The sequence below is a fragment of the Caldisericum insulae genome, from assembly GCF_047785965.1.
In the GTDB taxonomy this organism is placed as follows: domain Bacteria; phylum Caldisericota; class Caldisericia; order Caldisericales; family Caldisericaceae; genus Caldisericum; species Caldisericum exile_A.
In genome coordinates this window covers 1-24,084 of record NZ_JBLOBF010000004.1, presented here as the reverse complement: position 1 = coordinate 24,084, position 24,084 = coordinate 1, and the positions used below count along the sequence as shown (strand labels likewise).

At 34.4% G+C, this 24,084-nt stretch carries 26 protein-coding genes; 16 read left to right on the top strand and 10 right to left on the bottom strand.

Annotation, left to right across the window (positions count from 1 at the left end):
- Positions 1 to 34: 34 nt before the first annotated feature.
- From ACMV0E_RS03885 to pepV, 4 genes are all read right to left on the bottom strand, one after another.
- The gene (locus ACMV0E_RS03885) at positions 35 to 304 is read right to left on the bottom strand and encodes a YtxH domain-containing protein (RefSeq protein WP_416085058.1); all 270 of its coding nucleotides are present in this window, start codon (positions 302 to 304) and stop codon (positions 35 to 37) included.
- A complete protein-coding gene (locus ACMV0E_RS03880) occupies positions 285 to 689 on the bottom strand; it encodes a DUF948 domain-containing protein (RefSeq protein ID WP_416085057.1) in 405 nt (134 codons plus the stop codon). Before ACMV0E_RS03880 ends, ACMV0E_RS03885 begins: the two co-directional genes overlap by 20 nt.
- A 225-nt stretch (positions 690 to 914) precedes the next feature.
- The gene (locus tag ACMV0E_RS03875) at positions 915 to 1,784 is read right to left on the bottom strand and encodes a DNA-3-methyladenine glycosylase 2 (RefSeq protein ID WP_416085056.1); all 870 of its coding nucleotides are present in this window, start codon (positions 1,782 to 1,784) and stop codon (positions 915 to 917) included.
- Positions 1,753 to 3,081: a dipeptidase PepV gene (pepV, locus tag ACMV0E_RS03870; RefSeq protein ID WP_416085055.1), complete on the bottom strand. Its 1,329-nt coding sequence runs from the start codon at positions 3,079 to 3,081 to the stop codon at positions 1,753 to 1,755. The genes ACMV0E_RS03875 and pepV overlap by 32 nt, the downstream gene beginning before the upstream one ends.
- A gap of 110 nt (positions 3,082 to 3,191) precedes the next feature.
- Here pepV and ACMV0E_RS03865 point away from each other — a divergent pair, with 110 nt between their 5' ends.
- The 5 genes from ACMV0E_RS03865 (at position 3,192) to ACMV0E_RS03845 (ending at position 6,560) form a co-directional block, all read left to right on the top strand.
- A complete protein-coding gene (locus ACMV0E_RS03865) occupies positions 3,192 to 3,458 on the top strand; it encodes a hypothetical protein (protein ID WP_416085054.1) in 267 nt (88 codons plus the stop codon).
- Positions 3,455 to 3,733, top strand: a complete 279-nt coding sequence (locus ACMV0E_RS03860) for a hypothetical protein (RefSeq protein WP_416085053.1) — start codon at positions 3,455 to 3,457, stop codon at positions 3,731 to 3,733. Before ACMV0E_RS03865 ends, ACMV0E_RS03860 begins: the two co-directional genes overlap by 4 nt.
- Positions 3,734 to 3,744: 11 nt before the next feature.
- On the top strand, positions 3,745 to 4,572 hold the full coding sequence (locus tag ACMV0E_RS03855) for a histidinol-phosphatase HisJ family protein (protein ID WP_416085052.1): 828 nt from the start codon (positions 3,745 to 3,747) through the stop codon (positions 4,570 to 4,572).
- 9 nt (positions 4,573 to 4,581) lie between these two features.
- Positions 4,582 to 6,057 carry a PLP-dependent cysteine synthase family protein gene (locus ACMV0E_RS03850; RefSeq protein WP_416085051.1) on the top strand — a complete coding sequence of 492 codons (1,476 nt, stop codon included), beginning with the start codon at positions 4,582 to 4,584 and terminating at the stop codon, positions 6,055 to 6,057.
- Between the two features lie 80 nt (positions 6,058 to 6,137).
- On the top strand, positions 6,138 to 6,560 hold the full coding sequence (locus ACMV0E_RS03845) for an OsmC family protein (protein ID WP_416085050.1): 423 nt from the start codon (positions 6,138 to 6,140) through the stop codon (positions 6,558 to 6,560).
- A 48-nt stretch (positions 6,561 to 6,608) separates the two neighbouring features.
- On the opposite strand, the gene ACMV0E_RS03840 is transcribed toward ACMV0E_RS03845, so the two are convergent.
- A complete protein-coding gene (locus ACMV0E_RS03840; RefSeq protein WP_416085049.1) occupies positions 6,609 to 7,487 on the bottom strand; it encodes an MBL fold metallo-hydrolase in 879 nt (292 codons plus the stop codon).
- Between the two features lie 123 nt (positions 7,488 to 7,610).
- Between ACMV0E_RS03840 and ileS the strand changes: the two genes are divergently transcribed.
- The 6 genes from ileS (at position 7,611) to hutH (ending at position 14,802) form a co-directional block, all read left to right on the top strand.
- Complete coding sequence (gene ileS, locus ACMV0E_RS03835) at positions 7,611 to 10,757, top strand: isoleucine--tRNA ligase (protein ID WP_416085048.1); 3,147 nt, start codon at positions 7,611 to 7,613, stop codon at positions 10,755 to 10,757.
- 74 nt (positions 10,758 to 10,831) lie between these two features.
- Positions 10,832 to 10,996, top strand: coding sequence for a hypothetical protein (locus tag ACMV0E_RS03830; RefSeq protein ID WP_416085047.1), 165 nt, complete (start codon positions 10,832 to 10,834; stop codon positions 10,994 to 10,996).
- 157 nt (positions 10,997 to 11,153) lie between these two features.
- A complete protein-coding gene (locus tag ACMV0E_RS03825; protein WP_416085046.1) occupies positions 11,154 to 11,930 on the top strand; it encodes a potassium transporter TrkG in 777 nt (258 codons plus the stop codon).
- 10 nt (positions 11,931 to 11,940) lie between these two features.
- Positions 11,941 to 12,600: a potassium channel family protein gene (locus ACMV0E_RS03820; RefSeq protein ID WP_416085045.1), complete on the top strand. Its 660-nt coding sequence runs from the start codon at positions 11,941 to 11,943 to the stop codon at positions 12,598 to 12,600.
- Entirely contained in the window at positions 12,597 to 13,316 is a 720-nt protein-coding gene (locus tag ACMV0E_RS03815) for an HAD family hydrolase (RefSeq protein WP_416085044.1), read from the top strand. The genes ACMV0E_RS03820 and ACMV0E_RS03815 overlap by 4 nt, the downstream gene beginning before the upstream one ends.
- A complete protein-coding gene (gene hutH, locus ACMV0E_RS03810) occupies positions 13,300 to 14,802 on the top strand; it encodes a histidine ammonia-lyase (protein WP_416085043.1) in 1,503 nt (500 codons plus the stop codon). The genes ACMV0E_RS03815 and hutH overlap by 17 nt, the downstream gene beginning before the upstream one ends.
- Before the next feature lie 985 nt (positions 14,803 to 15,787).
- On the opposite strand, the gene ACMV0E_RS03805 is transcribed toward hutH, so the two are convergent.
- The 3 genes from ACMV0E_RS03805 to ACMV0E_RS03795 form a co-directional block, all read right to left on the bottom strand.
- Positions 15,788 to 15,997, bottom strand: a complete 210-nt coding sequence (locus ACMV0E_RS03805) for a cold-shock protein (RefSeq protein ID WP_416085042.1) — start codon at positions 15,995 to 15,997, stop codon at positions 15,788 to 15,790.
- 247 nt (positions 15,998 to 16,244) lie between these two features.
- A complete protein-coding gene (gene fba, locus ACMV0E_RS03800) occupies positions 16,245 to 17,168 on the bottom strand; it encodes a class II fructose-1,6-bisphosphate aldolase (protein WP_416085041.1) in 924 nt (307 codons plus the stop codon).
- Positions 17,169 to 17,178: 10 nt separating this feature from the next.
- The gene (locus tag ACMV0E_RS03795; protein ID WP_416085155.1) at positions 17,179 to 17,376 is read right to left on the bottom strand and encodes an SdpI family protein; all 198 of its coding nucleotides are present in this window, start codon (positions 17,374 to 17,376) and stop codon (positions 17,179 to 17,181) included.
- A 609-nt stretch (positions 17,377 to 17,985) separates the two neighbouring features.
- On the opposite strand from ACMV0E_RS03795, the gene modA reads away from it, so the two are divergent.
- Genes modA through ACMV0E_RS03770 form a run of 5 tightly spaced genes read left to right on the top strand, consistent with a single transcriptional unit; the run spans position 17,986 to position 22,325 of the window.
- Complete coding sequence (gene modA / locus ACMV0E_RS03790) at positions 17,986 to 18,759, top strand: molybdate ABC transporter substrate-binding protein (RefSeq protein ID WP_416085040.1); 774 nt, start codon at positions 17,986 to 17,988, stop codon at positions 18,757 to 18,759.
- On the top strand, positions 18,756 to 19,535 hold the full coding sequence (locus tag ACMV0E_RS03785) for an ABC transporter permease (RefSeq protein WP_416085039.1): 780 nt from the start codon (positions 18,756 to 18,758) through the stop codon (positions 19,533 to 19,535). Before modA ends, ACMV0E_RS03785 begins: the two co-directional genes overlap by 4 nt.
- Positions 19,522 to 20,574, top strand: a complete 1,053-nt coding sequence (locus ACMV0E_RS03780) for an ABC transporter ATP-binding protein (RefSeq protein WP_416085154.1) — start codon at positions 19,522 to 19,524, stop codon at positions 20,572 to 20,574. Before ACMV0E_RS03785 ends, ACMV0E_RS03780 begins: the two co-directional genes overlap by 14 nt.
- The gene (locus ACMV0E_RS03775; RefSeq protein WP_416085038.1) at positions 20,567 to 21,565 is read left to right on the top strand and encodes a molybdopterin-binding protein; all 999 of its coding nucleotides are present in this window, start codon (positions 20,567 to 20,569) and stop codon (positions 21,563 to 21,565) included. Before ACMV0E_RS03780 ends, ACMV0E_RS03775 begins: the two co-directional genes overlap by 8 nt.
- A 25-nt stretch (positions 21,566 to 21,590) precedes the next feature.
- Positions 21,591 to 22,325, top strand: a complete 735-nt coding sequence (locus ACMV0E_RS03770) for a Rossmann-like domain-containing protein (RefSeq protein WP_416085037.1) — start codon at positions 21,591 to 21,593, stop codon at positions 22,323 to 22,325.
- A gap of 762 nt (positions 22,326 to 23,087) precedes the next feature.
- Here ACMV0E_RS03770 and ACMV0E_RS03765 read toward each other — a convergent pair.
- Together ACMV0E_RS03765 and ACMV0E_RS03760 are read right to left on the bottom strand one after the other, a co-directional pair.
- Positions 23,088 to 23,240 (bottom strand): helix-turn-helix domain-containing protein, encoded by a 153-nt coding sequence (locus tag ACMV0E_RS03765; RefSeq protein WP_416085153.1) that lies wholly within the window; start codon positions 23,238 to 23,240, stop codon positions 23,088 to 23,090.
- A 59-nt stretch (positions 23,241 to 23,299) separates the two neighbouring features.
- Positions 23,300 to 24,010, bottom strand: coding sequence for a hypothetical protein (locus ACMV0E_RS03760; RefSeq protein ID WP_416085036.1), 711 nt, complete (start codon positions 24,008 to 24,010; stop codon positions 23,300 to 23,302).
- Positions 24,011 to 24,084 lie beyond the last annotated feature (74 nt).

Here is a 24,084-nt window from a genome sequence, read left to right as displayed (position 1 = left end):
AATTATAAGGAAATCAAAAAATTTTTCAATAGGGTTATTTGATTTCTTCTTCTTGAATTTCAACACCTTTTTTCTTTAAAATTTCTTTACCCTTTTCTTTTACTTCTTCAACTTTTTGGGCAACAGTTTCCTTTAATTCTTCACCTTTTTCTTTTGCCTTCTCTGTTATTTCAATGCCCTTTTCTTTAATCATTCTTCGAGTCTCATCACCGGATTGGGGAGCATAAAGTAACCCAACTACAAAGCCCACAAAAGCACCGATTAAAAATCCACCAACAAATGAATCAACTTTGTTCTCGCTCATTTCTACCTCCTAAAAATTTTTTGTACATATTATAACCCTGTATCACACCTAAAGCGATTTTTCCAATATTTAAAATTTGACTTAGAAAGCTTTGTTGTTTGCCTATTTGAGCTAAAGGTTGCAAAAATCCATTTAGAGTAGTTATCATGTTTATGTTTCTAATTAGACTTTTTGTCTCCTGAGTTATGCCTGTTGTATTTCTAAGCGTCTTTTTAAGTTCTTCAGAAAGCATATCAATATTTCTTTCAATAGTCTTTAGGGTCATCTCAACCTCTGTAAGAGTTCTTGTTAAATCTCTTTGAAAATTAAGAAGAAATATGAAAGTTCCTGCTACACCAAGAAGAAGGGAAATTGCAATAATCCAAACTGCTATTGTGAGACTCATTCCATAACCTCCTTATATAGGGAACCCCAGGTAGGCCGTGACTTAGCAGATTCTGGAGTCCCGAAGGACAAGTGGGGGCTTAAGCACTTTTCTGGGAAGCCCGAAGGCTTCAAACCTTCTGGTGCATCCACCCCCAAGACTATTGTGTTGGCCCCAATCCGCTAAGTTTAACACGAACCTCCCAGAGTTCCAATTATATTTTACTACAATATTAAATATTTTCAACTACCGCATTAAAGTACGCATATAGTAATAAATATATTGCTGCGCATAACCTGAAAGATTTCCAAAGGTTGTTCTTCCGAATCCTGTAAGTTTTCTTATTGAACCCTTGATTCCAAAAAATTTTTCAAGCCCCTTCACTATCCAAGTATCAACAGGAAAGGCACTTAAATCACCATAGCCAAAAAGTATTATGCATTCAGATACCTTGTCGCCAATTCCCAAAATTGATTCTAGAAATTTCTTTTTTTCTTCGTAAGGTAAATCTTTTATTTTATAAAGATCTTCTTCTGTATAGTTTTTAATTAGATTTAAGAAAAATTTTTCCCTGAAACCCAGCCTTAAAGAACTAATCGCATCTAAGGGAAGTTCAAGCATATCCATTCTTCTTGGAAAGAGGTAAAATATCAAGCCATCTACTTCAATTGACTTATTTGTTAGATATGCAAGTTTATTAAGTCTTGAGGTAATTACTGGTATCTGAGATTGTATTGAAAATATAAAAGAAATTGTGGTTTCATAAGGTTCCATTTTCATAAGCCTTATGCCTTTTGAAAATTCAACTACTTCTTTCAAATTTGGCGCAATTTTAATAATTTCCTGATTTATACGAGTTACGTCGTGTGAAAGTCCAAAAATAGAATAAAAATCTTCCTCTGATAAGTACTTCCCAAAGACTTCAACTTTAAGTTTTGTTACATCTTTAAAAATTTCTTCTCTTATCTTTATTAAGCTCTCCTTATACGGATAGTAATAAGAACCATTTTCAAAGAAAAATCTGAAAGTTTGTCCACATTTAAGTGTTTTTTCCAATGAAAAGTCTTTTACTTTTGTTTCAAAGCTATTTTGCAAGTTCAAAGATTGCTTTTCCATAAATTTTTGCTAAATTGACTAAATTGTCAATTTCAATATATTCGTTTGCCATATGTTCTACCTTTTCCATTTCTTCAAATGTAGGCCCAAAAGCAACGCCCATATCCATTGCTCTTGCGTAAGTTCCACCACCTATGGCAAGGGTATAACCCTTTCTCCCAGTAGTTTCTTCGAAAACTTTAAGAAGCGTTTGAACTAATTCTGAATCTTCTTTTACATATAGAGGATTTTGATTTTTATACTGGGAAACCCTTAATCCGTAATCTTTTCCTGCTTCATTAAAGCCGTTAACTATCCTTTCAAAGTTATCAGTGATTGGATATCTAATGTTGAAAGTTAACTCTGCAAAAGATTCATTTATTTCTATTACACCTAAATTCATTGTTAATTTTCCTGAAAGCGTGTCCTCATTTGCAATCCCCATAAGCCCGCCGTATACATCATTCCCAACTTTATTTACAATGAAGTTAAGTACTTCTTTTGTTTCTCTGTGTTTAACTTCACTCAAAATCGAATTTGCAAGTTTTACAATTGCATTTATTCCCTGTTCTGGAAGTGCTCCATGTGCAGATTTCCCATGAGCTTCTACAATATTTCCTTTTACTTCAATTCCTTCATCAAGGTTCAATAACTTTAAGGCATCTTTAAATTCCGCTTTCGCATAATCTGGCACCATGTTTGGTCGATTTCCACCAATGATTTTTACTTCTTCATTTTTGGTTTCAAAATCTCTTCTAAGTGTTATATTTAAAATTCCCTTTTCCCTATTGATAAGTGGAAATTCTGCATCAGGGGTAAAGCCTATAAGTGGATCATGCACTACTTTTTTAAAATGTTCCATACATTTCCAACCTGTTTCCTCGTTTGTTCCAAAAACAATTCTTACTCTTTTCGACAACTTTACTCCAGTTTCTTTTAGCGCATAAGCACCAAAAAGTGCTGCCATTGTAGGGCCTTTATCATCTATGGCTCCCCTTCCATAAATTTTTCCGTCGTGGATTTCTGCACCATATGGTGGATAAATCCAATTACTTCCCTCTGGCACAACATCAAGATGGCCAAGAACACTAATTACATCTTTCCCGTCACCAAATTCTGCATATCCAACGATATTGTCAATATTAACTGTTCTAAAACCGAGATCTTCAGAAATCTCAAGTGCAAGTAGAAGTGCTTTTTTTACATTTTCTCCAAATGGTGCATCGCTTGTATGTGTTCCTTCAACACTTGGCACCCTTATAATCTGCTGAGTGATTTCAATGAGTTTTTTCTTGTTTTCTTCTATGAATTTTTCCATAATACGCCTCCTTCAGGTTATTTTAACATTTTTTTGAAATTTTTCGACACGTTTGCCATAGTATATAATGCGAAAATATTTTCGTATAATTTATAGGAGGTATTAGATGGATGAGCGATAAATTCGATTTACTGAAGGATTATGTAAGGATGCTTGCTATTTACTATGGTAAGAATTTTGGTGTTCCTATTGAAGACCTCTTTCAGGAAGGTTTTCTTGCCTATTATGAGAACCTTAAGCACTATAAAGGCCTTAAAGAGAAAGAGTTTGTTCTTGTTATGAAAAGGATTGTTAATAGGGCTATGTATAGGTTGGTAAAAGAGGAAATTAAAAGAAGGGCAAAAGAGGTTAGCATAAGCGATTTGGAGGAAATGTGAAACAATTAGACAACGAATTAGGTTTAATTTTTGATAGAGTATCTCTTAAATTAGATGCAAAAGAATACGAAATCTATTGGTATTTAAGGTATAAGAGAATGCCCTACGATAGTCCTACAAATATCGCAAGAGAATTAGGAATTCCTCGTACAACCTATATTTCAAGGAAAAAGAAACTTGAAGAGAAATTGAGAAAGTTAATTATTGAAATGATTGGAGAAGACGGTGTAAGAAGAATAAACGAAAAATTTTTTAGAATTGGTGATTTTGAATAAAATATAAAGTTATGAAAATAGTTGAAGATTTGCATGTGCACACAAAGTTTTCTAAGGACTCAAAAGAAGAGCCTATAAACTATGTGAATTTGGCAATGGATCGAGATATCTCATATCTTGGCTTTTCCGAGCATATAGACCTTGATCCATTTGATAAGGATTTTGGATATTATAAGTTTAATGAGACTTATGAAGAGTATAAAAGATTAAAGGATTTTGTAGATAACAAGTTTGAACTTCTTTTTGCATCTGAATTAACATATCAGAGTAATCTACATTCTTCAATAGAAAATGAGGTTTTAACTAAACCATTTGACTACATAATCGGCTCTGTGCATAGGATTGATGGATACACAATATCAGGTCCTCACGGAGTCGATTATTTTAAAGATATTGATGAATACACAGCCTACATGCGTTATTTTGAAGAGGTTTTACGCCTTGTTGAAACAGATTACTACGATATCGTAGGCCACTTAGATGTTATTAAAAGATATGGTAAAAACTATTACGGCGAATTTCATATTGATAAGTATATTGACATAATTACAGAGATCCTAAAAAGAGTAATTGAAAAAGGAAAAGTAATTGAAATCAATGCATCTGCATTTAGGCAAGGTTTTTCTATGCCATATCCATCAAAAGAGATTCTTGAGCTCTACGTTAATTTAGGTGGGAGAGAAGTAGTTTTAGGTTCAGATTCACACTCAGCAAAACAGTTCAACGCATACTTAGAAGAGACAATCCTTTTTGCAAAAAGTGTTTTTGATTTTGAGATAGTTTCATATAAAATGAGAAATAAGAGAAAAGTTTCTAAATTAAGTAATCTAATAAAATAGGAGGTAAAGATGGATAAGGATTTTGTTGTAAATGAAGAAGTCCTTCAAAGGACCATTGAGAGGGCAAGAGAAAAGAACATTATTATCCCAACCTACGAAGAGATGAGAAATCCAGAGAAGATACCCGAAGGAATAAAACAGGAACTAAAAAACATAGGATTATGGGACTTACATCCGAGAAATCTCTTTAGGATTACATGGAAAAACGAGCCTGTTAAGTTTGGTGGTGGCTTTGATGGTGTAAATTACCTTGAATTGCCAAAAGAACTTACAGGTGTTAAAGCAAGAATTTTTATACTTTTGGGTAAGTTCTTCCCCACTGGATCTCATAAAGTTGGTGCAACATTTGGACCTCTTGTTGAGAAACTTGTTCGTGGCGAATTTGACCCAACAAGACAAAAGGCACTCTGGCCATCAACTGGAAACTACTGCAGAGGCGGTGCATTTAACTCAGCACTTCTTGGTTGTAAGGCAATTGCCGTACTACCTGAGGGTATGTCAAAAGAGAGATTTGAGTGGCTTAAGAGTATTGGCGCAGAGGTTTATGCAACACCTGGTGTCGAAAGCAACGTAAAAGAAGTTTTTGACAAATCAAAAGAGTTAAAACAAAAATATCCTGATGAAGTTGTTGTCCTTAACCAGTTTGAGGAGTTTGGAAATCCTGTTTGGCACTATGCTATTACAGGACCTGCAATGGAAGAAGTATTTGAGAAAAATAAACGAGAAGGAGATAAATTTACGGCATTATTCCTTACTCAAGGGTCTGGTGGAACGCTTGGCTCAGGGAATTACTTAAGACAAAAGTTCCCAAAAATTAAAATCGGAGCAGGAGAAGCCCTTCAGTGCCCAACTCTTCTTTACAACGGATACGGTGGTCACAGGATTGAAGGTATAGGCGATAAGCATGTTCCTTGGATAATCGATGTAAAAAACCTCGATATGGTAGTTGATATTGACGATGAATATACGATGCATCTTTTGAGACTATTTAATGAACCTGAAGGAAGAAAATATCTAAAAAAGTTCTTAGCAGAAGAATTCGTTGATAAACTTGATCTTCTTGGAATTTCTTCCATTGCAAATATTGTCGGTGCAATAAAAATGGCAAAGTACTACGAAATGACAGAGCACGATGTAATATTTACTGTTGCAACTGACTCTATGGAACTTTATCAATCAAGAATCCAAGAGTTAAGAGAGCAATACGGAGAATACAATGAAATCGAGGCAGCAAAAGACTTTGAAAGATACTTGATGGGTATAACAACCGATTGGATGATTGAAATGAATTATTACGACAAGAAAAGAATGCATAACCTCAAGTATTTTACCTGGGTAGAACAACAAGGAAAAACTGTTGAAGAATTAAATGAGCAGTGGTATAACGAAAACTACTTCATTGAAAGACTCGAATCTTATAAAAAGTGGGATGAGTATATTAAGGAATTTAACGAGAAAGTTGGGCTTATAAAGAAATATCGTTAGTTATTACTGTAAAGGGGAGTGCTTGACACTCCCTCTATTTTTATTTATAATCTTGAAAGTAATAATTTTGGGAGGCAAAAATGGGAGAAAAAGTAAAAGTTGAATTAAAGCAAGCATACGGACTTACTGTAATTGCAAGGGCAAATTCAAATGCTTGGGTTGTTATGGATGGACCTGAAAAATTCAATGGGCACGAAGCAGGACCAAGACCTATGGAACTTCTTCTAATGGGACTTGCAGGTTGCACGGGACAAGATGTCATTTCAATCCTCGATAAAATGAAAGTCCCCTATAGGGATTTTAGAATTGAAATCGAGGCAGATAGAGCAGACGAACATCCAAAGGTATACACAAAGATTCATATTAAATACATTGTTTATGGAGATGTGCCAGAAGATAAATTTGTTACAGCAATTGAATTATCAAAAACTAAATATTGCTCTGCACAAGTAATGCTATCAAAGGCAGCAGAAATAACAACTTCTTACGAAATAATAAAATAATAGTGTTTGACTTAGCCTAATTTGAATAGGAAAGGTGTATTGCCTTTCCTATTTTCTTTTGTATAGTAGCTTTTCTTTCTCTACAAATTGGTTAGCTTCATCTCTATTTATGAAATAATTGAGTATTGCTCTTATGGAACTTTCTATAAGAGTGTAAACAACGGGATCGTGCAAGGTAATTTGAAGCTCTTTAAAGATTTCTTCAACTGTCCTTGGAACAGAAATCATGTCTAGGATATTATCTTTAATTTCTTCAACATGCTTTAGGTTATGTTTGATAATTTTATCGCCCTCACTTTTCGTGTAAAGAACCCCATGAGAAGGCAAAATGTATTCATAATCCATAGATATTAAGGACTTCATCGAATTCTCAAATTGTTCTAAGTCGTGAAAATATGGAATTATATATTTTTCAAGCACTTCCTTAGAGAAGAAAGCATCTGAAGAAAACACTACATTTTCAAGAGATATGCCAATCATCCCAATTGAATGTCCCGATAGATTGAGAATTTTAAGATTTTTGAAAGAATCTTGGTTTAAGTTTTCGGCCTCAACATCGATTTCTACTTCACTACTTCTTATCCATTTAGAAAGAAAATTTTTGTTGGGACTACTCCCCAAAGACAAATATATGGGCTCAAGTATGGGGTTCTCAATAAAGATCTTTTCCAATTTACTTGATATAGCAGTAATTCCAAAATAATCTTTTAAAAATCTTGCTCCACCAGTATGGTCTGCATGGTGATGTGTAAGTATTAGGTATTTAGGTTTTATACCTTTTTCCTCTAAAATTTTTTTGATTTTCTTTCCCTTATCCTTATCAATTCCTGCATCAATGAGTAAGAATTCATTACCAAGTTCAACCAAGCCTATGTTTGTTGTATCTTCAATGTAAAAAATTTGCTCCTTTATTTCTTTAAGTTCCATTTATATATTTTACAGATATTCCAAAATTACAAAATATTAAAACGGAATAGTCTTAAAAATCACTTTTTGAATTAGCACTCTTTTTTAGTATAATTATTTAATTTGATAAAGTGGAGGTTATCTATGCCATTTGAAAAATTGGAAGATGTTAAAAACATACCTCAGGAAGAAGAAAAACTAATTGAGTTTTGGAGAGAAAACAAAATTTTCGAGAAGAGTCTTAAAATAAGGGAAGGCAAGCCTCGTTTTGTTTTTTATGAGGGACCACCTACAGCAAACGGAAAACCAGGTGTCCACCATGGGCTTTCAAGGATTTATAAGGATACCGTTTTAAGATTTAAATCTTTAACTGGATATTACGTGCCACGCCGAGGAGGATGGGACACCCAAGGATTACCTGTTGAAATCGAAGTTGAAAAGATGCTTGGAATCCATACAAAAAGAGAAATTGAAGAATTTGGCATTGAAAAGTTCAATCAGCTTTGTAAAGAATCTGTTATGAAATATGTTGATGATTGGGAAAAGATGACAGAACGAATTGGTTTCTGGCTTGATATGAAAAATGCCTATAAGACTTATGAAAATTATTACCTTGAAACAATTTGGTGGATTTTGAAAGAAGTTTTTAATAAAGGGCTCCTTTATGAAGGGCATAAGGTTGTTCCATACTGCCCAAGATGCGGCACAACCCTCTCATCGCATGAAGTTGCGCTTGGTTACAAAAAGGTAAAAGACCCTTCAATTTATGTATTCTTCCCTGTTGTTGACGAAAGATTCCCTGATACAAATCTTCTTGTTTGGACTACAACTCCATGGACTCTTCCCTCTAATGTTGCCGCTGCTGTAAATCCTGAATTTACATACATTTTAGTTGAGTTTGATGGAAAGAAAGTTATCCTTGAAAAGACAAGGGCACACGCAATACTAGGTCATGAGGGTGTTGACTATAAATTAATAGATGAATTCAAAGGAAGAGACCTTGAGGGCATAAAATACGAACCACCTTTTAGATATATTGAGTTAAATAATGAAGACGAAGGGAAGGCATTTAGGGTTGTTCTTGCAGACTTTGTTACAAATGAGGATGGCTCTGGAATTGTCCATATTGCACCTGCCTTTGGTGAAGACGACCTAAATGTTGGAAAAGCATATAATCTTCCGATGATTCAACTTGTTGATCTTGAAGGCAAATTAATCGAAGGACCCTATAAAGGAAAATTTGTAAAAGATGCAGACCCATTACTCATTGAAGACTTGAAAAAAAGAGGACTTTTATTCAAGAAAGAACTCTATGAGCACGATTACCCCTTCTGTTGGCGTTGTGGGACACCACTTCTCTATTATGCAAAAGGCTCATGGTTCATAAAGATGTCAGCCCTACGAGAGGAACTTGTCAAAAACAATGAAACCGTTAATTGGTTCCCTGAGTCAATTAAATACGGCCGCTTTGGTAATTGGCTTGCAAATATTAACGATTGGGCGCTCTCAAGGGAACGATACTGGGGAACACCACTTAACATCTGGAAGTGTGAAAATTGTGGTCATGTTGAATCAATTGGAAGTATAAAGGAATTGCAAGAAAAGGCGATAGAAGAAGTGCCCGATGATATAGAACTCCACAAGCCATATGTTGATAGAATTCACTTAAAGTGCCCTAAGTGTGGTAGCACAATGTCAAGAGTACCCGAAGTTATCGATGTGTGGTTTGATTCTGGCGCAATGCCATTTGCACAACTTCACTATCCATTTGAAAATGTTCTGGAATTTGAACAAAATTTCCCTGCAGACTTCATAACCGAAGCAATTGACCAAACGCGGGGTTGGTTTTACTCTCTTCTTGCAATATCAACACTTGTTAAAGGTGTTGCTCCATACAAGACTGTAATGTGTCTTGAACTCATTCTTGACGAAAAAGGGCAAAAGATGAGTAAATCCAAGGGCAACGTTATTGATCCATGGACAATACTCAATGTGCAAGGCGCAGATGCCTTTAGGTGGGCAATTTATACTGCATCTCCTCCGTGGCTTCCAAGAAGATTTGGCCCAAATGTTGTAAATGATGCAATGAAAGAATTTATAATTCCCTTGAGAAATGTATATTCTTTCTTTTCAATGTATGCAAATCTTGATAAGTTTAATCCAAGAGATGTTAAATATGTTCCAGTTAATGAAAGACATATACTCGATAAATGGATAATTGCACGAGTTGAGGAGATAAACAAAGAGGTTTGGGATAGGTTTGACAAATTTGAAATTACACCTCTTACAAAGGATATTCAAAAATTTGTAGATGACCTTTCTAACTGGTATGTGAGACGTTCGCGAAGGCGATTCTGGAAATCAGAAAATGATGAAGACAAAATTTCTGCTTATCTTACACTTTATGAAGTGCTTGTAAAACTTTCATATATCCTTGCACCTTTCACGCCATTCTTGTCTGAATCCCTCTATCAAAGACTCGTTAGAACAATTTACCCTGAAATGCCTGAAAGCGTTCACTTAACTGATTATCCAAAGCCAAACGAAACCTTAATCGATCAAAACCTCATTGAGAACATGGAACTTGTTATTGAAATTACTTCAATGGGAAGAAGCCTCAGAAAAGACTCTAAAATAAAGGTAAGGCAACCCCTTTCAAAGCTCGTAGTTGTTCTTAATAGCGATGTCCATAAGGAATTTGTAATTGAGAATATACCTGTAATAGCGGAAGAGTTGAATGTAAAAGAAATTGTACTGGATAATTCAATAGAACTTTATGGCGAAGTAAATCTTAAGCCAAATCTTCCAGTGCTTGGACAAACTTACGGGAACAAATTACCTAAGATAGTTCAGAATCTTTCAGACCAAAAAGTTATTAATGCACTTTTAAAAGAAGGTTTTGCGCAAATTGAAGTTGATAATGAACCTTTAAGACTTACAATGGGCGATGTCTTCGTTGAAGTTAAAGGGAAAAACAACTATATTGGTGCTTTTGAAAATGGCAATTTTGTTTTTCTTGATACGACATTAACGGATGATCTTATTAAAGAAGGAATATCACGTGAAATTATCCATACAATTCAAAATATGAGAAAAGAAGCAAACTACGATATTGCAGATAGGATAATAACTGCAATATCACCAAAAGATGATATTATCAAAGAATTCGAAGACTACATTAAGGAAGAGACGTTATCAACTGAAATAAAAGAAGATCTTGAAGAATTTGATATTTCAAATTCGCTTGAGGCAAATGAAAAAACGTATACAATTAAACTGAAAAAAATATGAAAAAAATGAAACCGACCCTTTTACAGTTCGTTCTTGCAAGTTTTGGAGGGGTGATACTAACGTAGGCAGTACTTTTGACATTACCTTTTGCAAGCAGATCCCACACGTTTACAAATCCAATTACTGCGTTATTTACTGCATCATTTGTAACAGGACTTGTTGTTGATACGTCCAATTACTGGTCGTTTTTAGGACAATTAATAATTCTTATTATTCAGGTTGGTTACTTGGATACATGACCATTGCAACATTTGTATTATTCGGGTTGCGAAGAAGAGCCGCATCGAGGGAATAAGTAGTTTTAATGGAAGGGCTTAATGTTCCACGCTTACGAAAATAATACTTTTTGCTGAAGCTGTTTTTTGCACGGTTATTACAATGGAGGGGCTTACTGCTTTGGTCCTGTTTTTAAGGTTTATAAGAATGTTTCCACTTTATAGAGCGATTGGTGCTTCCATATTCCGTTCAGTTTCTGTATTTTGCAACGCCGGTTTTGATCTAATGAGCAACTTTAAAAGTCTAATTCCATTTGTTAATGACCCGGCTGTCAAAATTACGAAAATGCTACTTATTGAATATAAAAATCCAAGCACACTTGGAAAACTTCAACTTTATGGAAAGATCCATGCAAATTTCTTTAAGTCGATTACTCCAAGGACAGTAGGGTCTAACACGATTGATATTGCAAGTCTAAATCAACCAACCATTTTGCTTCTTACCGTTCTTATGCTTATAGGTGGTTCTCTCAGAGGAACTGTAGGAGGAATAAAGACAACAACATTTATGATCCTTGTATTCCTTATGGTAAATGCTTATAGAGAACTTACCCCGATCGTAATTTCCCGAAGGACAATACCGCTAAAAACGATTAGAAAGGCGGTTTTCATATTTTGTTTTGCTTTAACACTAATTCTTATTTCGATATTCCTCATTCTTTTTAATCAAGGGAATGAATCTTCTTTCCTAAAGGTTTTATTTGAAGTAACCTCCGCCTTTGGAACAGTAGGGCTTACAACAGGAATCGCACCTCATTTATCAACATTTGCAGGATTGGTAATTATTCTTATAATGTTTATAGGGAGAGTTGGACAATTAACCATGATGGTGAGTTTCGGTTTTAGAAAAACTCATGCAATACCTCAATACCCAGAAGAGGATATTGCTGTAGGATAGGAAGACAGTTATGAAAAAGCAATTTGGAGTTATAGGACTTGGAAAATTTGGCACTGCCGTTGCATTAAGCCTTGAAAGTTTGGGATATCCAGTCCTTGCTATTGATTATGATGAGACTGTAATCGATGCAATAAAAGACAAGGTATCTTTTGCTGAAATTGTTGACGCAACAAATCCTGAAGCACTTGAAGAAACTGGAATTAAGAACTGCGATACAGTAATAATTGCAGTTGGTGATGTAGAATCAAGCGTACTTATTGCACTTGTCCTTGAGGAATTAGGGATAAATCATATTATAGCAAAGGCAAACTCTCAAATACATGGACGAGTTTTAAGGAAAATTGGCGTAAAGGAAGTTGTGACTCCAGAGAAAGAGATGGGAGTTCGAACTGCAAATAGAATTACTTCAGCAAATATCCTTGATTATATAGAAAATTCCCCTGAGATTGATATCCTTGAGTATAAGGTCATTCATAAGGATCTCATAAGAAAAACGCTATTAGAACTTGCTTTGAGAAAAAGATTTGGTGTGTCCGTTATTGCAACAAGGAGAGGCGAAGACTTAATTGTTTCGCATAGCGCACAAGAAAAATTTCTTGAAGGCGACGTAATATTTATAATAGGTAGAACAGAAAATTCTTTTGCATTTAAGGAGGCTTTGGAAAAGTGATTAAAGCACTAACAATTGACCTTTGGGAAACACTTATAGAGGATAGAGATTCAAACGAAATTGATAGAGATAAAAAACGTGCAAAATTTATTATCGAGGAATTGAAACTCAACGAAGATAAAATTGATGAAATTATGCATTTCTTTACAGATCTAACAGAAGCCTTTAAGCACCCATCACCTGAAAATTCATGGTCAATTCTTCCTGAAGATCAAGTGAAGATGCTTCTTGAAAACTATCTAAAGGTTCCATACACAGGATCGCAATTTGAAAAAATAGTTGAATACTACAAAACTGTAATTCTTGAAAATCCACCAGTTCTAACGGAGCAATCCATTCCCAAAGTACTTATGAGATTAAGCAAAAGGTATACTCTTGCTCTTATCTCAAACACAGGAAGAACTCCCGGAAGTGTCCTTTTAAATATCCTTGAAATATACGGTATAAGGGATTACTTTTCTCATTTTATTTTTTCTGATGAAATCCGAGCGCGAAAACCAGATCCAAGGGTTTTTGAGCATGCAAGAAATTTGTTAAATCTCGAAAAAGAAGCTATTGTTCATATTGGCGATTCTTTTAACCTTGATTTTATGGGTGCAAAATCTTATGGTTTTAACGCAATTCTATATGCAAAAGGAAAAGATAACGTTCAAGTAGAACCATACATTAGATCTTTTGAAGAATTGGAGAGTATTCTCGATGAAAAATTCAATTAGTATTGATGGACATAATCTTACCATTGGCGATGTTGTTAAAGTTTCAAACGATTTCTATGAAGTTTCAATAAAAAAAGATGCGTTAAAGCGAGTAGAAAAATCTTCTGAAATTGTAGAAAGAATTGTAAAAGAAAATCGCCCTGTTTATGGCATAAATACAGGATTTGGAAAACTCGCAGAAGTTACAATAGGACAAGATGAGCTTTCTCAACTTCAAGAAAACCTAATTTTAAGTCATTCTTCAGGAATTGGTGAGCCTTTTAATGAAAATGAAGTAAGGGCTGCAATTTTAGTACGGGCAAATTCTCTTTCCAAGGGATATTCTGGGATAAGAAAAGAAACTTTGGAAAAATTAATAGAGATACTTAACAAGAGAATTTATCCCTATGTTCCGCTATATGGATCAGTTGGTGCCTCAGGTGATCTTGCGCCTCTTGCTCATATTGCACTCCTGCTTTTAGGTAAGGGTCGTGTTTTAAAAGATAGAAGAATTGAAAATTTTAGCGAAGTTTATTCATTTTATGGTTTTAAACCCCTGAAAAATTTTTCGCCAAAGGAGGGTCTTGCTCTAATTAATGGAACTTCATTTGAGGCAGGTGTATCAACTTTGCTTGTTTATGAAGCAAATTACCTTTTTAATGTTGCAATTAAGTCAGTTGCTACAGTTTTTGAAGCCTTACGCGGGTTAACTTCTGCTTTTGACCATAGGATTCATGAAGTACGAAATTCCAAGTCCCAAAAACTTGTGAGCGAAAAGTTCCTTGAAGTCATAAAAGAAAGCAAACTCGTCAATACTTCCTCTAAGGTGCAGGATGCATATACCTTGCGCTGCATACCTCAGGTTTACGGGGCAGTTTTTGAAAATATTTCTTACATAGAAAGCTTTCTTCAAAGAGAAATTAACGCATCAACTGATAATCCTCTTATTTTTGAAGACGGAACAGTCATCTCTGGTGGAAATTTTCATGCACAACCTCTCTCTTTCTTGATGGATCTATTCTCGATCATTTTGACAAGCCTCTCATCTATGATTGAAAGACAAATTAACAGAGCTTTGAATCCTACTTTGAGTGGTCTTAAACCATTTTTAGCAAATAACCCTGGCGTTGAGTCTGGGATGATGATTTTACAATATACGGCAGCATCTCTTGTTTCTGAAAACAAAGTACTATCACACCCTGCAAGTGTTGATTCAATACCTGTTTCAGCTGATCAAGAAGATTTTGTTAGCATGGGGATGAACGCCGTTATAAAGGCTCGAAAAGTACTTGATAATTTAAGAAAAGTAATTGCAATAGAGTTAATTGTTGGAACACAGGCGCTTGAGATGGTTTTAAAAGAGGAAAATAATTACAATATTATGGGCTCAGGCACAAAAGAGATATTCGAAAAAGTCCGTTCCTTAGTCGAATTTGCAAATACAGATAGAATTTTTTCAATCGACATTGAATTGGTAGAAAGTGCGTTGAAAAATCATTCTCTTTAAATTAAAAAAGCAAAAGCCTGCGAAAAGGAGGAGGGAAACGCAGGCCTTTGCTGACCAATTTGATTGATAGACTTTGATTGATCTATCGTCGCTATATATTATAGCAAAAATGTGATAAAATTGTGAAGAAAACAACCCATAAAATAACCATATTATTGCTAAAAATTATTTATATAATCTAAGTTATTTATGAAATTATTAAATTTTGTTAATTTTAAAAATTTAAGGAATAATCAAAAAGATATTATTTTACTAAAACTAAAGGAGTGCCTTAAAAAAGAATCTTAAAGGTTTTTAAGAATAAAAATGCTTTTACTACTCCACCTGTAAAAAGAGGAAACTCTCCCTTTTAATCGAAGGGGTAAAAGTCCCCTTCGAACTACCCCAAAAGGAGGAGATTTCTCCTCACTACGTTCGTCGAAATGACTGCGTTTTTGGGGAGTTTTGAGGGGGGTTGTTGCCCCCTCAAAATGGTTGTCATATCGAGCGAAGCAAGATATCTCCTCTGTTTACAATTGGAGGAAGTAAAAGTCCCCCTTCCAACTTTCCCAAAAAGAGGAGATTTCTTATTATTCGAAGGGGTTAAAAGTCCCCATTCGAACTTTCCCAAAAGAGGAGATTTCTCAGTCGCTTACGCTCCTTCGAAATGACAATCGATGGAAGGGGGCACATCCCCCTTTTGAACTTTCCCAAAAGAGGAGATTTCTCCTCACTACGTTCGTCGAAATGACTGCGTTTTTGGGGGAGCATTGAGGGGGCGGTTTGTTGCCCCCTCAAAATGGTTGTCATTCCGAAGTGGCGAAGCCACGAGGAATCTCCGAAGTTAATCAAAAGACAAAGGTCTCCTTGAACTATTTAGAAAAGATACTCCTCCTTCTATAAGTTTCTTACAATAATAAAAATTATGTTAGAATTTAGGATTTTTTTCTTCTAAAATAATTATTGCCCGGGAAAACCCGGGCAACTTTTTAGTCAATCGGTCAAACTATATAATTGTAACGTTGACAGCTTTTGCACCTTTATCAGTTTTTTCTACTTCGTACTCGACCTTGTCGCCTTCTTTTAAGGATCTAAAACCATTAGCCTTAATTGAAGAGTAGTGGACAAATAAGTCTTTGCTTCCATCATCTGGGACAATGAAACCAAATCCTTTCTGAGCGTTAAACCACTTGACTGTTCCTCTGAATCTTTCCATTCTTACTTACCAACCTTCTTAAAAAATTCTATCTTTTTACGATAGTAACCTATAATACACCTATTTCAGAAATTTGCAATGATAAATTCGCTCTTACCAAAAACATATCTTTCTTAGCTTTTGATTTATAAACGCTCTAACTTATTTTTATTAATTTTTCTTAACTTAAATAATATAGGCCATTTTGAATAAAACTAAAGAGGGCCGAATAGCCCCCTTTATTCAAATTTCAAATCTACGATTTGATCTAAATCGTATTCGATGAACCTAATACATCTCTAATCTTGTGTTTCACAAGATTCTTTATCTCATCTCTTGCTGGTCCAAGATACTTTCGTGGATCAAATTCTTCTGGATGGAGTGCAAAGATTTCTCTTATTGTTGCAGTCATCGCAAGTCTAAGGTCTGTATCAATGTTTATCTTTGTAATTCCCATTGTGGTTGCTTTCCTTAACATATCTTCAGGTACTCCTTTTGCATCTCCAATTTTTCCACCATACTTATTAATTTTTTCAACATACTGAGGAAGCACAGATGAAGCACCATGTAATACCAATGGGAATCCTGGAAGTCTCTTTGCAATTTCTTGAAGTCTTTCAAAATCAAGTTTTGGTTCCCCTTTGAATTTATATGCACCATGTGAAGTTCCAATTGCAATTGCGAGAGAATCAACGCCAGTCCTTTCAACAAATTCAACTGCCTTATCGGGATCTGTATAAACAGCCTCATCCGAAACGACATGCTCCTCAATTCCCTGGAGTTTTCCTAATTCACCCTCTACAACTACACCTTTTGAATGTGCATAATCAACAACCTTCTTAGTAAGGGCGACATTTTCCTCAAATGGCAGATGAGATCCATCGATCATAACAGATGTAAATCCTGCATCAATAACTTCTTTGCAAAGTTCAAACGAATCGCCATGATCAAGATGTACTGCAATGGGAATTTCAGGTGCATCAATTGTAGCTGCCTCAATGAGTTTCATAAGATAGACAAGCTTTGCATAATTTCTTGCACCCTTTGAGATTTGAAGAATTACAGGAGATCTTTCTTCCTTTGCTGCTTCAATTACACCTTGAAGAATCTCCATATTATTTACGTTAAATGCACCAATTGCATACTTTCCGTATGCCTTTTTAAATAGTTCATCAGTTCTTACTAACGGCATAATTCACCTCCTATGCTTCATTATATAGCATTTTTCTGTTCTTTGCTATATTCGAAATAGGAAAATTACTAAATATCTTAAAAAGTAATGCACCCTTGTTAGTAATGCCCCCTTGTTTATGAGTTTTTTCCCAAACCGTATCGGGTGAAAGTATCCAAGGCGTTCTTATTCCTATAAACCAATTTCTCTTGGCTTTATGAAGAACCATACCTATTGAGTAATACAGCATTTCACTTAACGTGTTAACAACTATATTAACGGAAAAATTTAAGCCGAGATTACAAAATGAAAGAATAAGTAAAAAAATTAAGAAAAATAAGTTAAACACTATTTCTTTCTTACTGAGTGTTTAAGATAAACCTTTACAGGATAATAATAATTGAAGTGTTTTAAATTATATTTTAAAAAATTGCATTTTTACACAATTAAAACTATTCTTGTAATGCTTTTACACAAAACTCTATCTTCGACTAAAATCTCTTTGAGTTATTCAACTTTAAAATTAATTTAATCCAAAGTATTATAGTATTATAATTATTGAAGTGATTTTTGCCTTATAAAACAATCTTTTTGCAAAAAATTTTACCCTTCTTTTGCAAGAAATATAAGAATCCTCCTTGTAATGTTTTAAAATGTCAATCACCAATATTCATAGGAAACACAAACTTTTATTGAAGGTCACCAAAAATCATTACAAAGTATTCAATTTCCTTCATTTTGTTTAGCAAGGTTCTAAATTGTAGAATTGAAAAATGTCTTGACTTTGGCAACTTTATAGATATAATTATTACCAAGAAAATGCTATAAGGAGATAAAAATGGGAAAAACGCTTAGAAAGATTCTTTTAGCAATGTCAACACTTATTGCGCTTGTTGGTTTTGCTTCCTGCAAAAAGGAATCAAAATTACCTATTCTTATGTATGCTGGAGCTGGATTAAAAGGACCTGTCGATGAAATTGTTGATATCTATAACAAGAAGACTGGTATTACCGTAAATGTGATTTATGGAGGAAGCGGAACTTTGCTTGCTCAAATTGAAAACACGAAAAAGGGCGACATCTTTATGCCGGGAGGCTTAGATCACTACAAAAAGGCCGAAGAAAAAGGCTTTATAGAAAAGGGTGTAGAGTTTGTATATCACGAGCCTGTAATAGTTGTTAAAAAAGGAAACCCTAAGAATATAAGAGGTCTTCTTGATTTAAAATCTCCAGGCTTAAAGCTTGCTTTGGGTGATGAAACATCACTGTCAATTGGACCAATCACCAAAAAGATGTTTGAGAAGGCGGGAATATACAATGAGGTTTTAAAAAATGTTGTTGTAAGAGAAGGTACTGTCAACAAGCTGGTTCTCGATGTTGATACAACTGATATTGACGCATCAATCGTTTGGAAAACTGCCGAATCACAATTTGGTAAAAATGTAGAGGCAATCCCAATTGAGAAACAATATCTTATTGTAGAAAAAGTGCCAATTTCAATATTGAAGTTTTCAGAGAATAAAGAGGGGGCGGAAAAATTTATGAATTTCGTCCTTTCAGACGAAGGTATCAACATATTCAAGAAATATGGTTACGAAGTTATAAATAAATGAGGAAATTTGATTCAATAGCACAAATATTTTTGATAGTTTTTGTTATCATTGTTGTATCTGGCGTTTCTTCGCTCTTTTTAAGAGTTAATCCTTACATTTTGTTAAAAACTTTTAAGTCAAAGGAATTTCTATTTTCCTTAAAGTTTTCTTTGCTAACTTCTTCAATCTCGCTTTTAATATCACTTTTATTTTCAATTCCTATTGCCTATGTTCTTTCTAAAAACGATTTTTTGGGAAAGGAAATAATAAAGGATATAATGGATATTCCAATTTTTCTTCCTCCTCTTGTTTTGGGACTTGCATATTTGATTCTCTTTGGCGGGAAAGTTGGTTCATTGTTTGAGAAAATAGGTATTCAATTTCTTTTTTCGCCACTTGGTGTTGTCTTTGCACAGTTCATTGTGATAACTCCATATGTTGAAAGAAATATAGAGGTTGTGTTTTCAAAAATAAGTAAAAGATACGAATTTATTGGAAAGTCAATGGGACTCTCCGACTTTGAGGTTTTTAAAAAAATTATTATTCCCTTAGCAAAAGATGGAATTTTCACTGGTTTAATTACAGGATGGAGCAGGGCTATTGCAGAGTTTGGTGCAACTCTTATGATAGCAGGGGCAACCAAAATGAGGACAGAAACTTTCCCAATTGCTATATTCTTAGGAATTGCCTCTGGTGATATGGATTTTGCAGTAAGTACAGGAGTATTAATGATTATAATCTCTTTTTTGATTCTTTTCATGGTAAGAGGTGCTTTTGAAAGAAATGTTAGTTATTGAAAACCTAAGTATTAAGTTCGGAAATTTTTCTCTAAAAGATATAAATCTCTCCGTTCAAAAAGGCGAATATTTCACAGTCTTGGGAACAACAGGTTCAGGAAAAACTCTTCTCCTTGAAACGATTGCAGGAAGATACAGAGTTAGTAACGGAAAGATTATTTTAAATAATACAGAAATTACAAATATCCACCCTAAAGACAGAGGAATTGGCTATGTTCCACAAGATTATCTTTTGCTTCCACATCTTACAGTCTACGAAAATATTACCTTAGGCAAAGTTCAATTAGACGAAGAAGTCATAGAATTTCTTAACATAAAACACCTATTAAATAGACATCCTTCTACGCTTTCTCAAGGTGAAAAGCAAAGGGTAGCACTTGCAAGGGCTTTAATTAGAAATCCAAAACTACTTCTGCTTGATGAACCTACATCTTCTCTGGATGCAAGCATTAAAAGAGTTGTTTGGAAAAATTTGGATAGGATAAAGAAGAAATTCTTATTAACTGTTATACATGTGACCCATGATTTTGAAGAAGCACTTTTCCTCTCCGATAGAATTGCAGTGATGAAGAATGGAACAATTGAACAAATTGGAACTCCTAAAGAGATTTTTACATTTCCTCGGTCAAAATTTGTTGCAGAACTTACAGGAATAGAAAACATTTTCGAAGGCATTGGAACATTGGATAAAAAAGGCTCTTTTGTTTCTATTAACCAAGAATTAAATTTTTTTACCTATGAAAAAGCAGAGGGGAAAGTGTATCTTTCAATAAGACCAGAAAATGTGGTACTTAAAAAATATAAGGAGAATAAAATTAACGAGTTTGAGGGTACAGTTGTCAAAATTTTAGAAAAGGGATTTTTTGTTAGGTTTGATATAGATATTGGAGTAAATATTGTTTCTTTAATGTCAGCAAAAGATTTTGAGGAACTTAATCTTAGGGCAGGAGATAGTGTGACATTAGAAATAGAACCAAAGAACATTCACTTAATTCCTTATGACAAAAACTTAAACAAAGAAGGTGTTGAAAATGATTAAAAAGGTTAAAATCGAAGATGCAGTTGGTCTTCCGCTTGGTGCAGATGTGACGCAAATTATACCACAAAAATACAAAGGTCCTCTATTTAGAACAGGGCATGTGATAAGTAAGAAGGATCTTGATATGCTTAGAATGATTGGAAAAGAATATGTTTGGATTTATGAAAAACAAGAAGGATTTATTCATCAGGATGAAGCCTCGTTAAGAATTGCGAACTCACTAATTGACGAAAGTCTTTATGTTTCAGGGCCAAGCGAAGGGTGGGCTATCATAAAAGCTAAAGAAAGCGGAATCTTTTTGGGAGACGATAAAATAGCAAAGAAAATAAATGGTTTTAATAGGACAATTCTCACAACAATAGAAAATTACTCTTTAGTTTCGGAAAATCAGCAAGTTGCGAAGTGTAAGATAACCTCTATTGAAACAAATGAAAGATTGTTAGATAAAATAGAAAGTATAGGAAAGGATCTCAAAAAAGATAATAAAAGCGCTTTACGAGTTGTAAAACCAATGATCAAAAGGTTCGGTGTCATTGTAACCGGTTCTGAAGTTTATTACGGATTGGTAGAAGATGCGGCAACAGAAAAGGTAATTGAGAAACTCAAATCTTACGGCGCTCAAGTTGTTTTTAATAAAATTGTAAGAGATGATAAAACGGAGATTAAAAAAGCAATTGACGAGGCAATCCAAAGAAAGGTAGAAGCAATTATTTTAACTGGTGGAATGGGACCTGACCCTGATGATGCAACTGCATCGAGTATAAAGGAGGCAGGTGGGAAGATTTTGAGATATGGTGTGCCTGTAAATCCTGCTTCAATGAGCCTAATTGCTTCAATTGGAGATATTCCTCTCCTTGGTATATCAGCAGGATTCATAAGTTTTAAAAAGTCTTTTTTGGATTTTATCCTTCCAAGAATTTTGGTAAAAGAAAAAATTACAAAAAGAGAAATAGCCTCTTGGGGACTTGGAGGAATTCTAAGGCAAGATTAAATTATTTAACAAGTAGGAGGTCATTATGGACGGTGTAAATTTCTATGAAGAGTTAAAAATTAAATTTAAAGAGATAGTTAAGAAACATAATATAGAAAATGATAAATTGAGTGTTATTTTTGCAAGACCGCTTCTCCCTAAAGAGGCTATAGGAGAGCCAATGCGGAAGGATTTTCCATTACTTAAAGGAAAGGAATTTATGATTGAAGCAACTTTCAGGCAAAGCAAAGGGCAAGCTTTTACAGATAGTCCCTCAAATTTTGAAGGCACAGTTTTTGATTTGCTTGAAATGTCGCTTTTGAATAATTCTGAAAGAGCTATATTTATTGCAAGTCTAAATGCAATTATGCGTCATTTTGGCTACATTACAAACACAGTTCATTGCAAGAATGACGAACCAGAAATTTGTGCGGAAAGACTTTCAAAACATATTGAAGCTAATTTTGTTAATCCTAAAATAGCATTCATTGGTTATCAACCTGCAATGGTTAGTAGGCTCTCTCAATTGTTTGAGATTAAAGTGATTGACCTTGACCACGACAACATTGGGAAAGAAAAATCTGGAGTAAAAATTTTAGGCCCAGAAAAAACTGACAAAGCACTTGCCTGGAGCGATTTGATTATAGCAACTGGTTCAACTTCCGTAAATGGTAGTATAGTGAAATTTATCGGGAAAAAGCCCTTTATTTTCTTTGGTGTAACTGGAGCTTCTGTATGTGCTCTTTTTGGGTTAAAAAGATTTTGCCCATGCTCACGCTAAGTCCATTATTATGTGATGAACTACCTTTAATTCGCCTTTCTTTTCAGTACTTTTAATTTTATGGACTTCAAGTATAAGCAGAAAATTTTATGAAGGTTGGATTTCCCAAAATTCCTTTTTCTTCTTAACCATGTATTGAGTAAACTTATGTAAATCTTTTTAAAAATCTATCATAGTTCTTTTGACTTTTTCGTTTTATGGTTATTAGCTATACTGTGAGGCAAAAAGTAGGAAACCACATTACATTTATGAGGCAATAAACCATTGGGATAAAGAGCCAAGGCAAGAGAGGAAGTATCTTGGAAGAATTGACATTGAAACAAATAGTTTTGTTAAAACAAAGAGGATAAGAGGAAGGGAAACAACATACCTACACCAGCATAGTTATGAAAAGAGTAGAGATTTAAGATCATTCTATCTGTCTTTACTGCTTCGTTTCAGGATTAACTCTGCCAAGGCAAATTTTTCTCTGTCTTGGCTGTTTCTTTTTCTTGTCTTAGTAACAAACTACTTCATAAGTATAGATATTTTTTTCTATTTTCTGTTTCACTATATAGGTATTAAAATAAAAAGAAATTAAAGTTAAGAGCATAAGGAGTGTTTTTTCCGATTGTATAGTTGTAAAAAGAAAGGTTTTTGGGGAAATACGATTCGAAATCCGTGCTTACCAAACTGTGAGTGATATAAATTACGCACTTCAAGTGTTGGAATAATCTGTTGTTTTGAGAAGGCGATATTTTGCTCTTTTAAATATTTTTTGAGTCAAGTATTAAAAGCATCTGCAAGCCATAAAACGTACTCCAATGTGGAATTAATCTTGCTCCTCTTGAATCTTGCTATAGCAGATTGACTTGTTCTTATTTTCTTCATGAATTCTTTCTGTGACACATTCCTTTTATTTCGTACTTCAACTATATATACAAGGAAGGCTCGTTAGAACTAGCTGCTTCTATCTCTTTTGCATACTGATATCGCTACTTAATTGATAGAGTTATTTGTCCAGAGTAAGAAACATCTCCGCTTCCAGCGTTGAATATGTGGACATCATAACTGTGCTCACGGTTCAAATTAGATGATAAACTGACGCTTCCATTTGCAGTTGTTACCCTTGCTACAATGGTGTTGTTGGTTATGTCAGTTATATACAAAGTGATTGTGTAGTTTGGCCAGTAATTTAACGATATATTTATCCAATCTGCGTTTGAATATGGCCCGTAGTCCCGTTGACTGTGCTTAGGGACGGAGCCACTGATTGGAATGTAAATGTGCCATTCAGGTTTAATTGGGGGCTTATTTCCTTGAGGCACATTTACAATAACAGTTTTACCGCTAATAAGTTCGTTAAATGTCTTGCTCTCATTAGAAAGGACGTTCAATAATGAATCAAATGTCTTGTTTTGCGAGCTTGTTAATAATTCTTCGTAAACTTTTGCTGCGCTTTCTAACATGGAAAGATCACCCTCGCTAATGTATGGTGTTATAACATCACTTGCAAGTGCAGGAGACTGATTAGAAGCTAAAGTATTTTGATTTGATTGGGGAACGACTCCCAATAATGTTAACAAAAGCATGCCAATTAGTGTCAAAATGATTACTTTTTTCGTTTTTGCTACACCTCCAATCAAAAACATTGTAGCACTTTTTAAAAATTTATCAATATTCTTTATAAAAATATTCCTTTTCATCCCCTCTTTTCCCGCTTTCCCCCTTTTTTACTTTCGGGGCCTTGCCTTCACTTCAATGTATTACCTCCAATCCC

Excerpts from the sequence above, each read along its gene's own strand:
- pepV (WP_416085055.1), bottom strand. The coding sequence starts at position 3,081 with ATGGAAAAATTCATAGAAGAAAACAAGAAAAAACTCATTGAAATCACT.
- ACMV0E_RS03795 (WP_416085155.1), bottom strand. The coding sequence starts at position 17,376 with ATGGTTCTTCATAAAGCCAAGAGAAATTGGTTTATAGGAATAAGAACG.
- ACMV0E_RS03820 (WP_416085045.1), top strand. The coding sequence starts at position 11,941 with ATGAAAAAGCAATTTGGAGTTATAGGACTTGGAAAATTTGGCACTGCC.
- modA (WP_416085040.1), top strand. The coding sequence starts at position 17,986 with ATGGGAAAAACGCTTAGAAAGATTCTTTTAGCAATGTCAACACTTATT.
- ACMV0E_RS03855 (WP_416085052.1), top strand. The coding sequence starts at position 3,745 with ATGAAAATAGTTGAAGATTTGCATGTGCACACAAAGTTTTCTAAGGAC.
- ACMV0E_RS03805 (WP_416085042.1), bottom strand. The coding sequence starts at position 15,997 with ATGGAAAGATTCAGAGGAACAGTCAAGTGGTTTAACGCTCAGAAAGGA.
- ACMV0E_RS03880 (WP_416085057.1), bottom strand. The coding sequence starts at position 689 with ATGAGTCTCACAATAGCAGTTTGGATTATTGCAATTTCCCTTCTTCTT.
- ACMV0E_RS03785 (WP_416085039.1), top strand. The coding sequence starts at position 18,756 with ATGAGGAAATTTGATTCAATAGCACAAATATTTTTGATAGTTTTTGTT.
- ACMV0E_RS03760 (WP_416085036.1), bottom strand. The coding sequence starts at position 24,010 with ATGAAAAGGAATATTTTTATAAAGAATATTGATAAATTTTTAAAAAGT.
- ACMV0E_RS03780 (WP_416085154.1), top strand. The coding sequence starts at position 19,522 with ATGTTAGTTATTGAAAACCTAAGTATTAAGTTCGGAAATTTTTCTCTA.
- ACMV0E_RS03840 (WP_416085049.1), bottom strand. The coding sequence starts at position 7,487 with ATGGAACTTAAAGAAATAAAGGAGCAAATTTTTTACATTGAAGATACA.
- fba (WP_416085041.1), bottom strand. The coding sequence starts at position 17,168 with ATGCCGTTAGTAAGAACTGATGAACTATTTAAAAAGGCATACGGAAAG.
- ACMV0E_RS03875 (WP_416085056.1), bottom strand. The coding sequence starts at position 1,784 with ATGGAAAAGCAATCTTTGAACTTGCAAAATAGCTTTGAAACAAAAGTA.
- ACMV0E_RS03845 (WP_416085050.1), top strand. The coding sequence starts at position 6,138 with ATGGGAGAAAAAGTAAAAGTTGAATTAAAGCAAGCATACGGACTTACT.
- ACMV0E_RS03850 (WP_416085051.1), top strand. The coding sequence starts at position 4,582 with ATGGATAAGGATTTTGTTGTAAATGAAGAAGTCCTTCAAAGGACCATT.
- ACMV0E_RS03865 (WP_416085054.1), top strand. The coding sequence starts at position 3,192 with ATGAGCGATAAATTCGATTTACTGAAGGATTATGTAAGGATGCTTGCT.
- ACMV0E_RS03770 (WP_416085037.1), top strand. The coding sequence starts at position 21,591 with ATGGACGGTGTAAATTTCTATGAAGAGTTAAAAATTAAATTTAAAGAG.
- ACMV0E_RS03885 (WP_416085058.1), bottom strand. The coding sequence starts at position 304 with ATGAGCGAGAACAAAGTTGATTCATTTGTTGGTGGATTTTTAATCGGT.
- ACMV0E_RS03775 (WP_416085038.1), top strand. The coding sequence starts at position 20,567 with ATGATTAAAAAGGTTAAAATCGAAGATGCAGTTGGTCTTCCGCTTGGT.
- ileS (WP_416085048.1), top strand. The coding sequence starts at position 7,611 with ATGCCATTTGAAAAATTGGAAGATGTTAAAAACATACCTCAGGAAGAA.
- hutH (WP_416085043.1), top strand. The coding sequence starts at position 13,300 with ATGAAAAATTCAATTAGTATTGATGGACATAATCTTACCATTGGCGAT.